The sequence below is a fragment of the Oryzobacter terrae genome, from assembly GCF_042756445.1.
Classification (GTDB): domain Bacteria; phylum Actinomycetota; class Actinomycetes; order Actinomycetales; family Dermatophilaceae; genus Oryzobacter; species Oryzobacter terrae.
The window spans coordinates 2,676,481-2,689,018 of sequence record NZ_CP170578.1 but is presented as its reverse complement, the minus strand read 5'-3'; the positions used below and the strand labels follow the sequence as shown (position 1 = coordinate 2,689,018).

The following is a 12,538-nucleotide window of genomic DNA, read 5'->3' as shown; positions in this document are numbered from 1 at the left end:
CGTCAGGCCTTCGGGCGCTTGAGGTAGGCGACGAGGTTACCCTCGGGCATGGTGAGGACCTGGACGAGCTCCCAGCCGTCGGCTCCCCACTGGTCGAGGATCTGCTTGGTCGCGTGCACGATCAGCGGCACCGTTGCGTACTCCCACGTCGTCATGACGGGCAGCCTACTGCCGGTCCAGCAGACCCCAGCCACGGCTACCGTGGCCACGGTGAGCCCCGACGACACCGACATCCTCTTCCGCAGCGCCCGTCCCGCGGACCGCACCGAGGTGACCGGCCCCGCGCAGACCGACGTGTACGACGTCTGGGAGCCCACCGCCGAGCGGGCCCGCGGCATCACCGTCGCCCTCGTCCACGGCGGCTTCTGGCGCGAGGAGTACGACCGGACCCACCTCGCCCCGCTCGCCGAGGCCCTCTCCCGCGACGGCTTCCACGTGGCCAACCTCGAGTACCCCCGCATCGGGATGCCGGGCGGCGGCTGGCCCGGCACCGGCGACGCCGTCCTCGCCCGCCTGGAGTCCGTGCACGCCGACACCGACCTCCCCGACCGCGTCGTCGTCGTCGGGCACTCGGCGGGGGGCCACCTGGCGCTGTGGCTCGCGTCGTCGAACCGCGCCGACTGGCTCAGCGGCGCCGTCGCCCTCGGCCCGTGCGCCGACCTGCGCGAGGTCGACCGGCTGGGCCTGAGCGACGACGTCGTCCGCGACCTCCTCGGCGGCACCGCCGAGGAGCAGCCCCAGGCCTGGGCCGACGCCGACCCCGGCGTCCAGCGCCTCACGGTCCCGGCGGCCGTCGTCACCGGCGAGTTCGACGACGTCGTGCCGGCCGAGGTCGCCGAGGCGTACGCCGCGTCGCGCACCGAGGGCGAGAGGTTCAGCTCCGCCGTCGTCAGGCGGGCCGACCACTTCGACCTCATCGACCCCGCCGGCGGCTCGTACCTCCTCCTCCTCGCCGAGGTCGAGGAGCTCACCCTGCGCTGAGCGGCGCGCACCCCGCCGCCTACGCTGGCGGCGTGGCCAACCCTCCTCTCCCCCGGGTCCTCGACGGCGTGCGCCTGCACGTCGTCACGGGCAAGGGCGGCGTCGGGAAGACCACCGTCGCCGCCGCCCTCGCCCTCGCGCTGAGCCGGCAGGGCCGCAGGGTCCTCCTCGTCGAGGTCGAGGGCCGCCAGGGCATCAGCCAGACCTTCGACGTCCCGCCGCTGGGCACCGAGGAGGTCCGCCTCGTCAGCCACGCCGGCGGCGGCGAGCTGTGGGGGCTGTCGGTCGACGCGAAGGCGGCGCTCCTCGAGTACCTCCAGACCTTCTACAAGCTGGGCCGGGCAGGCGGGGCCCTCGAGCGGATGGGCGTCGTCGACTTCGCGACGACCGTCGCCCCCGGCGTGCGCGACGTCCTGCTCACCGGCAAGGTCTACGAGGCGGTGGGCCGCACGACGGGCCCGAAGCGCGGCCAGGGGCGCAAGGTCTGGGACGCGGTCGTCCTCGACGCCCCACCGACCGGACGCGTCGCCCGCTTCCTCGCGGTCAACGTCCAGGTCGCCGACCTCGCGCGGATCGGACCGATCCACGGCCAGGCCGAGTCGATCACCCGGATGCTCAAGGACCGCCAGACCCTCGTCCACGTCGTCACCCTCCTCGAGGAGATGCCGGTGCAGGAGACCGCCGACGCCGTCGCCGAGCTCTCGGCCGAGGGGTTCGGGCTCGGGGCCGTCGTCGTCAACCAGGTACGCGAGCCGCTCGTCGACGAGGCACTCCTCGAGCTCGCCGCCACCGACGGCGCCCGCGTCGAGGCCCGGGTGCGCGACGACCTCGCGTCCGCCGGCGTCCGCGCGAGCGCGAGGACGGTCACCGGGCTGCTGGCGCAGGGCCACAACCACGCCGCCCGGGTCGCCCTCGAGCACTCCCTCGAGGACGAGGTCGCCTCCCTCGGCCTGGCCGTCGTCACCCTCCCGGCGCTCGCGTCGGGCGTCGAGGACGGCGGCATCGCGGTCCTCGCCGACGAGCTCGCCGCGCAGGGGGCCCGCTGATGGCGCGCGCCACCGCCCCGTCCACCGCCCCCCTCGACGTCGACGCCCTCCTCGCCGACCCCGGGACGGGCATCATCGTCTGCTGCGGGTCCGGCGGCGTCGGGAAGACGACGACCGCCGCGGCGCTGGGGGTCCGGGCCGCCGAGGCCGGCCGCCGGGTCGTCGTCCTTACCATCGACCCCGCCCGCCGCCTCGCCCAGAGCCTGGGGCTGACCGAGCTCGACAACGTCCCCCGCCCGGTCGAGGGCGTGGGCCGCGACGGCGGCTCCCTCGACGCGATGATGCTCGACATGAAGCGCACCTTCGACGAGGTCGTCGAGTCGCACTCCACCCCCGAGAAGGCCGCCCAGATCCTCGCCAACCCCTTCTACCAGGCCGTGTCGAGCTCGTTCGCCGGCACCCAGGAGTACATGGCGATGGAGAAGCTGGGCCAGCTGCGGGCTCAGGCCGAGCGCGAGGGCACGTGGGACCTCGTCATCGTCGACACCCCTCCCTCCCGCTCCGCGCTCGACTTCCTCGACGCCCCGAAGCGGCTCGGCTCCTTCCTCGACGGCCGCTTCATCCGGCTGCTCACCGCGCCCGCCCGTGCGGGGGGCCGCGCCTACCTCAAGGTCTTCAGCGTCGGGGCCACCGTGACGGCCGCCGCGCTGAACAAGGTGCTCGGCGGCCAGCTCCTCTCCGACGTGCAGACCTTCGTCGCGGCCCTCGACACGATGTTCGGCGGGTTCCGCGAGCGCGCCGACGTCACCTACGCCCTGCTCAAGGAGGACGCGACGGCCTTCGTCGTCGTCGCCGCCCCCGAGCGCGACGCCCTGCGCGAGGCCGCCTACTTCGTCGACCGCCTCGGCAGCGAGGGGATGCCCCTCGCCGGGGTCGTCGTCAACCGGATGCAGCGCCTCGCCGCCCCCGCCCTCAGCGGCAGCCGGGCCGCGGCCGCCGCCGAGCAGCTCGAGGACACCACGGGATCCGAAGGTGCCGACGCCTCCGACGACCTCGCGGGGCTCACCCCGGCCCTCCTGCGCCTGCACGCGGACCTCGCCGACGTCGCCCGCCGGCACGAGGGTCACGTGGGGCGCTTCGTCGCCGGGCACCCCGACGTGCGCGTCGCGACGGTGCCGGCGAGCGCCACCGACATCCACGACCTCGAGGGGTTGCGCGACGTCGGCGCCTCGCTCGCGGCCGGCTGACCCGGCCCGGCCGACCGCCCGGCGACCACCCGGACCCACCCGGTACCGACGAAGGCCCGTGACGTCCGATGACGTCACGGGCCTTCGCGCGTGGTGTGGAACCCGGAGGGGCCGACCGTGCCGAGCGCGACTGCAGGGGGATGCCGCGCGCGACGGTGCAGGGGTGGTCAACCCCTCCGGGGGTCTGTGGGGGTCAGGCGATCGCGCCCTGGGAGACGCCGATCTTGGCCTGGGTGAGCAGGTCCGTCCAGGAGCGGACGTCCGGGCGGCGGCGGAGGAGGGCCCGGCGCTCGCGCTCGGTCATCCCGCCCCACACGCCGAACTCGGTGCGGTTGTCGAGGGCGTCGGCGAGGCACTCGGCCACGACGGGGCAGCCCTTGCAGACGGCCTTGGCCGCCCGCTGCGCCTTGCCCTGCACGAACAGTGCATCCGGGTCAGTGCCCGCGCACCGCCCGAACGGAGCCCAGTCGCTGATCCACTGGTCCGTGGGTGCTGCTTCGGGTGCGATTGTCATGTCCACCTCTTTCCGGGGCCCCTGCCTACGTCTCGTGGTCGACTCCCGGTGAAGGGCCGGCGACCTGCTGAAACGGTACGGATTCCGCAACACCGGGGGGTATCGGTCGAACCGGCCGACGCCGCTGGCCGAACGGTTGAGGGCTCAACCGAACGGCCGATCCGGTGGTGACCCCCGCCGTGCGACGGATCCCGCTGCGCCGCGCCCGGTGAGCGCGCCGCGCCGGGCCGGGCGATCCCGCCCGCGCGCAGCCGGGTGCCCGCAGGTTCGCGGGTTACCCTGATGCCCATGGACGGACGCGCCCACAACGTCTCAGCCGTGCTCAGGCTCCTTCTCGGCTTCGTCGTGCTCAGCACGGTGGCCGGCCTGCTCATGGCAGGTCTCGCGATCCCCGCGGTCGGGGCGACGGGGCAGGTGGCCAAGGGCAGCGTCGACTTCTTCAACGACCTCCCGAGCGAGTTCACGGTCTCGCCGCTGGCCCAGCAGTCGCGCATCCTCGACGCCGACGGCAAGCTCATCGCGAACCCGTACGACGAGAACCGCATCATCGTGCCGCTGAAGAAGATCTCGAAGAACATGCAGAACGCGCAGATCGCGATCGAGGACTCGCGGTTCTACGAGCACGGCGGCCTCGACCCCCGCGGCTTCACCCGCGCGATGCTCTCCAACCTCCAGGGCGGCGACGTCCAGGGCGCCTCCACGCTCACCCAGCAGTACGTCAAGATCACGCTGCAGGAGAACGCGCTGCGTCGCGGCGACAAGGAGGCCGCGCGCGCCGCGGTCGACAAGAACTACGCCCGCAAGCTCCAGGAGCTGAAGTACGCGCTCAACGTCGAGGAGAACTTCACCAAGGAGCAGATCCTCGAGGGCTACCTCAACCTCGTGTACTACGGCGACCAGGCCTACGGCGTCGAGGCCGCGGCCCTCAACTACTTCGGCGTCAGCTCGAGCAAGCTGTCCCTCGGCCAGGCGGCCCTCATGGCCGGCATCGTGCAGCAGCCGACCGCGTACAACCCGGTCATCAACCCCAAGGCGGCCCAGAGCCGGCGCAACCTCGTCCTCGACCGGATGCAGGCCCTCGGCCTCGCCCCGGCGAAGGACGTCACCGCCGCCAAGAAGGTCGACGTCAAGAAGATGATCAAGAAGAAGCCGGCGAAGGGCGTCTGCCACCGCTCGGCCCAGCCGTACTTCTGCTCCTACGTCCTGGAGTACCTCCAGAAGTCGCCGCAGATGGCCGTCCTCGGCAAGACGCCGGCCGAGCGCCTCAAGACGATCAACCAGGGCGGGCTCACCATCCGCACGACGCTCAAGCCGTCGTTCCAGAAGACCGCGCAGGCCGAGCTCGTCAAGGCCGTGCCGATCAACAACAAGCAGAACCTCGCCGCCGCCGCGACGATCATCGAGCCGGGCACCGGCAAGATCCTCGCGATGGCGCAGGCCACCGACTTCTCGAGGAACCAGACCAACCTCAACGTCGACCAGAAGTACGGCGGCGGGCCCAACGGCTACCAGATCGGCTCGACCGCGAAGACGTTCGCGCTCGTCGAGGCCCTGGAGCGGGGCATGCCGCTCGAGTCGACGATCCGGATCCCGTACACGAGCCCCGACAAGCCGGCGGTCTTCAAGCCGTCCCAGATGACCGACAAGTGCGGCACGCTCGACGAGTGGAAGGTCCGCAACGACGTCCCGGTCTCGGGCGGCCAGATGTCGCTGCGCGAGGGCGTCACGAAGTCGGTCAACCCGTTCTTCGCAGCCCTCACCGTCAAGCTCGGCGCCTGCTCGGTGCGCGACACGATGCTCAAGATGGGCCTGCACCGGGCCGACGGAAAGGCGATCTCGCAGAGCATCGCGGGCATCGCCCTCGGCGCCGGTGAGTCGACCCCGATGAGCGTCGCCAACGCCTACGCGACCCTGGCGGCCAACGGGCGGTACTGCGAGCCGATGCCGGTCATCTCGATCACGACCCCCGACAAGAAGGAGGTCAAGGTCCCGGGCCCGCAGTGCAAGCAGGTCATCTCGGCCGACGTCGCCGCCGGCGTCAACGACCTGCTCCAGAGCGTCGTCGAGAACGGGACCGTCTCGCCCCTCTGGGACAGCAACGCGCGCCCCGCCGCCGGCAAGACGGGCACCACCGAGAAGCACAACCAGATCTGGTTCTCCGGCTTCGTCCCGCAGCTCGCCACGGCCGTGTGGGTCGGCAACCTCAAGCCCGCGAGCAAGACCGGCAAGCTCTACACGCTGGCGGGCAAGTGCTTCGGCGAGTACGGCTGCGTCCCGCGCGTGTACGGCTCCACGGTCGCGGCCCCGGTCTGGGCGAAGATCATGAAGCAGGTCACCAAGGGCATGCCGGTCAAGCAGTTCAAGGACCCGAGCGAGGCCATCCGCAAGGGCAAGTACGACGCCCTCCCGAACGTCATCGGGTACGGCGTCGACGAGGCCAAGGCGCGGCTCGCGGCGGCGGGCTTCAGCAGCTACGTCGCCGGCCAGGTGAACAGCGGCGTCCCGGCCGGGACCGTCGCCTACACCGACCCGCCCGGCTCGGCCCTCAAGGGCAGCAAGGTCGGCCTGTACGTGTCGACCGGCGTCTTCCAGCAGACCCGCCAGCCCGACCCGCCGCAGCCCGACCCGCAGCCGCGGCAGCGCGGGCCGAAGCCCAAACCGACGAAGCCCTAGCCGGCGAGGACCCGGCGGACGACCGCGGCGACCCGGCCGCCGTCGGCCCGCCCGGCGACCTCGACCTGGGCGGCCTTCATGACCAGCCCCATCTGCGGCATCCCGGTCGCGCCGGTCGCCGCCACGGCCCGCTCGACGATGGCGCGCAGCTCGTCGTCGCCGAGCTGCGCCGGGAGGTAGCCCTCGAGGACGGCGAGCTCGGCGTCCTCGGTGTCGGCCAGCTCGGGGCGGTTCGCGTCGCGGAAGGCGGTGGAGGCCTCCTTGCGCTTCTTCGCCTCCTTGGCGACGACCTTGAGGACCTCGTCGTCGCCGAGCTCACGCGCCTCGTCACCGGCCACCTCGGCGTTGGTGATGGAGGTGAGGACCATCCGCAGGGTGCCGGAGCGGACCTTGTCGCGGGCCCGCATGGCGTCGTGGAGGTCGTGCTGGAGGCGCGCCTTGAGCGTCGTGTCGGTCATGGGCCCAGTCTCCCACCCGGGGCGAACGGGTTTCCCGTCGCGGCCGACGCCTCCGGTCGGTGACGGCGATTGGGTCGATGACCTCCGGCTTTGTGATGATGGGCCGATGCACTCCGTGACCCGCGCCGCGCTGCGCACCGCCGGCGGCCTCGTCGGCGCCGGTGTCGCGGGCGTCGCGTACGCCGCGCTCGTCGAGCGCACCTGGTTCACCCTGCGCCGGTTCGCGGTGCCCGTGCTGCCGCCCGGCTCGGCCCCGGTCCGCGTCCTCCAGGTCTCCGACCTGCACCTGACCCCCGGGCAGGCGAAGAAGATCCAGTGGGTGCGCGACCTCGCGGCCCTGAATCCCGACTTCGTCGTCAACTCCGGCGACAACCTCGCCCACGTCGAGGCCGTGCCGCCGCTCCTGCGCGCGATGGAGCCCCTCATGCAGTTCCCCGGGGCGTTCGTCCTCGGGTCGAACGACTACTACGGACCGGTCCCGAAGAACCCCGCCCGCTACCTCACGAGGTCGCACGCCGAGGTGAGGTCGCACCGCGTCTACCTGCCCGTCGACGACCTCGTCTCGGGGATGACCGCCGGTGGCTGGCACGACCTCGACAACGCCCGGACGACCGTGACGATGGGCGAGCACCGCGTCGAGCTCGTCGGGGTCGACGACCCGCACATCCGGCACGACCGCTACGCCGACGTCGCCGGTCCGGCGGCCTCCGACGTCGCCCTGACGATGGGCCTGGTCCACGCCCCGTACCAGCGCGTCCTCGACGCGATGGTCGCCGACGGCGCCGACGTCGTCCTCGCCGGGCACACCCACGGCGGCCAGCTGGCGCTCCCCATGTGGGGTGCCCTGGTGACGAACTGCGACCTCGACACCCGGCGCGCCAAGGGCATGTCCCGGTGGTGGCCGGGCGCCGGCTCGGCCGGTCGCGACGGCGGGGCGGCGCGCTCCTCCCACGCCCCGGAGGACGCCGCGTGGCTGCACGTGTCGGCGGGCCTCGGCACGTCCCCCTACGCCCCCGTGCGCTTCGCCTGCCGTCCCGAGGCGACCCTGCTCACCCTCCTCGCCCGCGACTCCTGAGCTCGTCCGCGCGCCGGGCGCCCCACCGGGCGTGGAGCCGGACGGCGAGGACGAAGAGCCCGACGAGGATCGGCCAGACCGCGAGGACGAGCCCCATCTCGTGGGGGTCGGCGAGGACGACGGCGGTCACGCCGGTCGCGACGACGACGACCGGCGCCCACAGCGGGGCCGACCGGACCGGGCGCTCCCACGGCCAGAAGGCGGCCACGCTCAGGGCGAGGGCCAGGAGCGACCCCACCGCGTAGACCACGCCGTACACCCGACCCCTCCCCTCCTGACGCCTCCCCCGGCGACCCTCGCCATCCTGCCCCACGACGGCGCCGTCGACCGGATCGGGGCCCGCCTCGGGGGCGCACGGCAGGCCGCCCGGACCGATTTCGGAGCGCCGGGGTGGGTCGGCTATCCTCGGGTGTCGCTGCGGCCCCCGGTCTCGGCGACATGCCACGGGGTGTGGCGCAGCTTGGTAGCGCGCGTCGTTCGGGACGACGAGGCCGCAGGTTCAAATCCTGTCACCCCGACAGCACGAGAGGGCGGTCCAGCCGGCGGAGCCGGTGGGCCGCCCTTCGCGCTGCCCGGCCCGGTCGGAGGCAGGTCCGGTGCGGCGGTGGGCTCCGCGGCGGGCCGTGGGTCCGGCGCGTGGGCCGGGCCTCGCGGGGACGTGGGTCCGGCGGAACCGAGGGCCCGGCACCGGCCGAACGCAAGAAGCGGCTGGCGACCGAGGTCGGACCAACCGCTCCTTGCGCTCGGGCCACGGCGTGCAGGGGGCGCCGGCCCGACGATGGCGGAGCCCGGGCTCCCGCCACCCCGACGGCCTGCGAGGCCGTCGGATGACGCCGGCCGGCTGGGCGGTGGTGCCAGCGGCCGACCGGCGTACCGACTAGGGTGCCGGCAACCCTTGACATCTGTCAAGAAATTCCTTGACACTCGTCAAGACCGACCGCTCGCCAGGCCGGCCGAGGAGGGATCAGCCACCGTGTCGCACGCCGTGGAGCCGGACCGGTTCGACCGCGCCGGGCTCGACAAGTTCGAGGCCCGCCGCGCCGAGCTCGCCGATGCCGCCCTCGAGACCCTCGGAGAGCTCGGCGTCACCCGCACGAGCCTGCGCGAGATCTCCCGGCGGACGACCTTCTCGCACGGCGTCCTGCACTACTACTTCCGCGACAAGGTCGAGCTCATCACCTACTGCGTGCGCCGCTACAAGGAGCACTGCGTCACGCGCTACGACGAGATCGTCGTCGAGGCGACGACGGCCGACGAGCTGGCCCACCTCTTCGCCGACGCCCTCGTCGACACGATGCTCGTCGACACGGCGATGCACCGCCTCTGGTACGACATGCGCTCGCAGGCGCTGTTCGAGGCCGAGCTGCGGGCCACGGTCGCCGACCTCGACCGGCAGCTCGAGGAGATGATCTGGCGGGTCGTGTCGCGCTACCTCGAGCTGCGCGGCGCCCCGTCGCCGCTCCCGCCGGCGAGCGCCTACGCCGTGTTCGACGGCCTCTTCGAGAACGCCCTCGTCCGGCACGCCGCCGGTGACACCGCGGCGCCGGAGCGGCTGCGGGCGGGCGCCGTCTGGCTCATCGGCACCCTCGCGCGCGACTGACGCGCGGGACCGGGCGCCGCCCGGCACGTATCAGCCGCGGGGCTCGTCGCCTCCTCCTCCCCGAAGCCCTGTCCGAGGAGGAGTCCCACCATGACCAACCGCATCACCGCCGTCACCGCCGACATCCCGATCAAGGACCTCCCGGCCCTGCGCCGCACGCTGAAGCGGACGACGTTCAGCGCCGTCGAGGCCGCGCCCGCCTTCGAGCAGGCCTTCGACCGCAGCCCGAACCGGGCCGTCGCGCTCGCCCGCGGGTACGCCGCCACGCTGGAGACGACCGACGACCACCGGCAGCTCTTCCAGGCCGTCGCCGGGATGGACGACGGCCGGCGCCGCGCCCTCATCCAGGGGTACCGGCAGGAGGGCCAGGGTCGCGGTGTCGTGCAGGCGATCTCGCTGCTCCCCCGTGCCCAGGGACGCGCCGTCATGGAGTCCCTGGTCACCCGGCCCGACGGCAGGGTCGACAAGCGCGCGGCCAGGGAGGTCGGTGACTGGCTGCGCCAGGCCGGCGCGGTGATGCGAGCCCACGCGATGGGCCTGCCCAGCCCCGACGTCGACGACGCGGTCGTGGAGTTCTTCGAGGACGTCGGCGACGCGATCTCCGACGCCGTCAATGCCGTCGTCGACGCGCTCGAGGCCGTCGGCCAGGCGTTCGTCGACGCCATCTCGGACGTCGTCACCTGGACGATCGAGGCCGTCAAGGACCTCGCCCACGCCCTCTACGCCGCCGCCGCGACCCTCGCCGACCTCGTCGGCAGGATCGCCGAGGCCGGGTTCCAGGTGCTCAAGACGATGCTCAACGGGCTCGAGCAGATCGGGATCGCGATGCGCGACATCGTCGTCTCCGCGCTGGAGCTCGCGCAGTCGGTCATCGTCGAGGTCTTCCGGGCCATCGACAGTCTGGGCCGCACCCTCGCCCAGCTCCTGTCGACGATCGCCACCCTCGCCATCGGCCTGGTCCGCAAGGCCGTCGAGGCGCTGCTGGCCATCGGCAAGGAGATCGGCAACATCCTCGAGCAGGCCGTCCAGTTCGGCTACACGCTCGTCAAGGGCGTCGTCACCTCGCTCGTCGCGCTCGGCAAGGCCATGGGCGAGATCCTGCTGACCCTCGTGACCCGTCCCGGCGACCTCATCGGGCAGGTCGTGAGGTCCTTCCGCGAGCTCGGCCGCACCCTCGGCCAGGTCCTCGACGAGACGGTCGCCGCGGGCGCCGACTTCGTCCGCAGGGTCGCCGCGGCCGCCGCCCGCATCGGGGAGGCCGTCGTCGACCTCGTCCAGTACGCCGCGAGCGCGGCCATCGCCCTCGGCAAGGCCGTCGTGCAGGGCCTCGTCGACGCCGGCACGACCCTCGTGACGATGGTGACGAGCATCGCGCAGGCGGGCTTCGCCACCCTCAAGAAGCTCGTCCAGATCGTCTTCGACCTCGGCCGCTCCCTCGTCGGCGTCCTCAAGGACCTCGCACGCATCGCCTTCGGCGTCCTCAAGGACGTCGTGCGCGCCGCCTTCGAGCTCGGCAAGACGGTCGTCGAGTTCGCCCGCTCGATGGTCGAGTTCACCTACGCCCTCGCCGCGCGCCTCGTCGACGCGGCCCTCCAGGTCGGCGCCGCCGTGGCCGACCTGCTCGAGGCCGTCGTGTCACGGGGCTACTTCGTGCTGCGCAAGCTCGTCACCGGCGTCCTGCAGGCCCTCGGGCCGGTCGGCGACGTGTTCGAGTGGCTCATCGCGCGCGGCGAGGCCCTCGCGAGCGAGCTGTGGCGCCAGGCCGTCCTCGCGATCCGGTTCGTCAAGAAGAGCGTCACCGAGATCCTCGACTGGGCCCGGGCCCAGGGCGCCGCGATGTTCGACGCGATCCTCACCTCGGTCGAGGCCGCCGGTGAGGCCATCGCGACCGTCATCGAGTGGGCCGAGGCGACGAGCGAGGCCGCCCTCGAGCTCCTCGCCGAGGCCACGGTGCGCGTGGGCAACAGCATCGAGTACGTGCTCTCCTACGTCGCGAACGACGCCCTCCCGGCGCTCGGGGCCGTCATCAAGGGGGCCCTCGACGCCGGCAAGAGCCTCGTCGACGTCGTCGCCTGGGCGCTCGACCGCTCGCTCGAGGTCCTCACCGAGACGGTGCGCAGCCTGCTCGACCTCGGCAGGACCATCGCCCAGCTCGCGGCGGCGACCCTCGCCGACCCGGGCAGCGCGCTCGACAACCTCCTCAAGGCGTTCGACGCCGTGGGCCGGACCCTCGGCGAGGTGGCCGACGGCATCTGGACCCTCGGCGAGACCGCGTTCGAGGCCTTCGTCCGCTCCGCCAGGGCGATCGGCCGCCTCGTCGTCGAGATCCTCGAGGCGGCGTGGGAGGTCGTCGGTGCCGCCCTCGGCGCCGCGGTCGGCATCCTGTGCTCGATGCTCGCGGGGTACCGCCCGATGACGTCCCAGGAGGTCGCGGAGGCACGCCTCGTCTTCGAGGACTCCCTCGACTACGACCACATCTTCTTCGCGGTCGACGACGTCACGAACGAGATCATCTTCGGCATCCAGGACTTCTTCAACGCGACGTCGGACTCGCGGGCGTTCGTCACGAACTCGCTCGTCAACTTCGACGTCGACGACGGCCTGTCGCGCTCGACGATGATCCACGAGCTGACCCACGTGTGGCAGTACCAGCAGGAGGGCTCGGCCTACCTCGCCGACGCCGTCTACGCGCAGGCCACCGGCGACGGGCCCGGCCCGAGCGGGTACAACTACGGCTACTCCGAGGAGAACACGACGGCCTCGCAGATCACCATCCCGAAGGACTTCGCGGGCGGGACCGAGGACGGACCGAGGGGAGCCCTGCGCGGCGACGGCGGCGAGGACGACCTGGCCCTCGACGGCTCGACGTGGGCGACCCTGAACCCGGAGCAGCAGGCGCAGGTGATCATGCACTGGTACGTCCGCCAGGTGCTGACGACGCCGGCCATGGACGCCACGCGGTGGCAGCCGTACGTCGAGCTCGTCCGCGCGGCGTGAACGGGCA

At 72.7% G+C, this 12,538-nt stretch carries 11 protein-coding genes and 1 tRNA gene; 8 read left to right on the top strand and 4 right to left on the bottom strand.

Going from position 1 to position 12,538, the window contains the following annotated elements:
* Positions 1 to 2: 2 nt before the first annotated feature.
* Positions 3 to 155, bottom strand: a complete 153-nt coding sequence (locus ACFWN3_RS12760; protein ID WP_377640140.1) for a DUF4177 domain-containing protein — start codon at positions 153 to 155, stop codon at positions 3 to 5.
* Positions 156 to 210: 55 nt separating this feature from the next.
* Between ACFWN3_RS12760 and ACFWN3_RS12755 the strand changes: the two genes are divergently transcribed.
* The 3 genes from ACFWN3_RS12755 to ACFWN3_RS12745 are packed head-to-tail and all read left to right on the top strand — an operon-like array spanning position 211 to position 3,214.
* On the top strand, positions 211 to 981 hold the full coding sequence (locus tag ACFWN3_RS12755; RefSeq protein ID WP_377640139.1) for an alpha/beta hydrolase family protein: 771 nt from the start codon (positions 211 to 213) through the stop codon (positions 979 to 981).
* Positions 982 to 1,013: 32 nt separating this feature from the next.
* Positions 1,014 to 2,027, top strand: a complete 1,014-nt coding sequence (locus ACFWN3_RS12750) for an ArsA-related P-loop ATPase (RefSeq protein ID WP_377640137.1) — start codon at positions 1,014 to 1,016, stop codon at positions 2,025 to 2,027.
* Positions 2,027 to 3,214: an ArsA family ATPase gene (locus ACFWN3_RS12745; RefSeq protein ID WP_377640135.1), complete on the top strand. Its 1,188-nt coding sequence runs from the start codon at positions 2,027 to 2,029 to the stop codon at positions 3,212 to 3,214. The genes ACFWN3_RS12750 and ACFWN3_RS12745 overlap by 1 nt, the downstream gene beginning before the upstream one ends.
* 193 nt (positions 3,215 to 3,407) lie before the next feature.
* Here ACFWN3_RS12745 and ACFWN3_RS12740 read toward each other — a convergent pair whose 3' ends face one another.
* On the bottom strand, positions 3,408 to 3,728 hold the full coding sequence (locus ACFWN3_RS12740) for a WhiB family transcriptional regulator (protein ID WP_377640133.1): 321 nt from the start codon (positions 3,726 to 3,728) through the stop codon (positions 3,408 to 3,410).
* Between the two features lie 288 nt (positions 3,729 to 4,016).
* On the opposite strand from ACFWN3_RS12740, the gene ACFWN3_RS12735 reads away from it, so the two are divergent.
* Complete coding sequence (locus tag ACFWN3_RS12735) at positions 4,017 to 6,401, top strand: transglycosylase domain-containing protein (protein ID WP_377640132.1); 2,385 nt, start codon at positions 4,017 to 4,019, stop codon at positions 6,399 to 6,401.
* Here the strand turns inward: ACFWN3_RS12735 and ACFWN3_RS12730 are convergent.
* The gene (locus tag ACFWN3_RS12730; protein WP_377640130.1) at positions 6,398 to 6,859 is read right to left on the bottom strand and encodes a GatB/YqeY domain-containing protein; all 462 of its coding nucleotides are present in this window, start codon (positions 6,857 to 6,859) and stop codon (positions 6,398 to 6,400) included. The genes ACFWN3_RS12735 and ACFWN3_RS12730 overlap by 4 nt on opposite strands.
* A gap of 106 nt (positions 6,860 to 6,965) precedes the next feature.
* Here ACFWN3_RS12730 and ACFWN3_RS12725 point away from each other — a divergent pair, with 106 nt between their 5' ends.
* A complete protein-coding gene (locus ACFWN3_RS12725) occupies positions 6,966 to 7,934 on the top strand; it encodes a metallophosphoesterase (RefSeq protein ID WP_377640128.1) in 969 nt (322 codons plus the stop codon).
* Here ACFWN3_RS12725 and ACFWN3_RS12720 read toward each other — a convergent pair.
* Positions 7,909 to 8,193 (bottom strand): hypothetical protein, encoded by a 285-nt coding sequence (locus ACFWN3_RS12720; protein ID WP_377640126.1) that lies wholly within the window; start codon positions 8,191 to 8,193, stop codon positions 7,909 to 7,911. The genes ACFWN3_RS12725 and ACFWN3_RS12720 overlap by 26 nt on opposite strands.
* 185 nt (positions 8,194 to 8,378) lie before the next feature.
* Here ACFWN3_RS12720 and ACFWN3_RS12715 point away from each other — a divergent pair.
* The 3 genes from ACFWN3_RS12715 (at position 8,379) to ACFWN3_RS12705 (ending at position 12,531) form a co-directional block, all read left to right on the top strand.
* Positions 8,379 to 8,452: transfer RNA gene (locus tag ACFWN3_RS12715), tRNA-Pro, on the top strand.
* A 455-nt stretch (positions 8,453 to 8,907) separates the two neighbouring features.
* Positions 8,908 to 9,534, top strand: a complete 627-nt coding sequence (locus ACFWN3_RS12710; RefSeq protein ID WP_377640124.1) for a TetR/AcrR family transcriptional regulator — start codon at positions 8,908 to 8,910, stop codon at positions 9,532 to 9,534.
* Between the two features lie 90 nt (positions 9,535 to 9,624).
* On the top strand, positions 9,625 to 12,531 hold the full coding sequence (locus ACFWN3_RS12705; RefSeq protein ID WP_377640123.1) for a hypothetical protein: 2,907 nt from the start codon (positions 9,625 to 9,627) through the stop codon (positions 12,529 to 12,531).
* Positions 12,532 to 12,538: the final 7 nt, after the last annotated feature.

Bases quoted from the DNA above. Each gene is read 5' to 3' on its own strand.
- ACFWN3_RS12760 (WP_377640140.1), bottom strand. From the start codon at position 155: ATGACGACGTGGGAGTACGCAACGGTGCCGCTGATCGTGCACGCGACC.
- ACFWN3_RS12745 (WP_377640135.1), top strand. From the start codon at position 2,027: ATGGCGCGCGCCACCGCCCCGTCCACCGCCCCCCTCGACGTCGACGCC.
- ACFWN3_RS12740 (WP_377640133.1), bottom strand. From the start codon at position 3,728: ATGACAATCGCACCCGAAGCAGCACCCACGGACCAGTGGATCAGCGAC.
- ACFWN3_RS12735 (WP_377640132.1), top strand. From the start codon at position 4,017: ATGGACGGACGCGCCCACAACGTCTCAGCCGTGCTCAGGCTCCTTCTC.
- ACFWN3_RS12730 (WP_377640130.1), bottom strand. From the start codon at position 6,859: ATGACCGACACGACGCTCAAGGCGCGCCTCCAGCACGACCTCCACGAC.
- ACFWN3_RS12725 (WP_377640128.1), top strand. From the start codon at position 6,966: ATGCACTCCGTGACCCGCGCCGCGCTGCGCACCGCCGGCGGCCTCGTC.
- ACFWN3_RS12705 (WP_377640123.1), top strand. From the start codon at position 9,625: ATGACCAACCGCATCACCGCCGTCACCGCCGACATCCCGATCAAGGAC.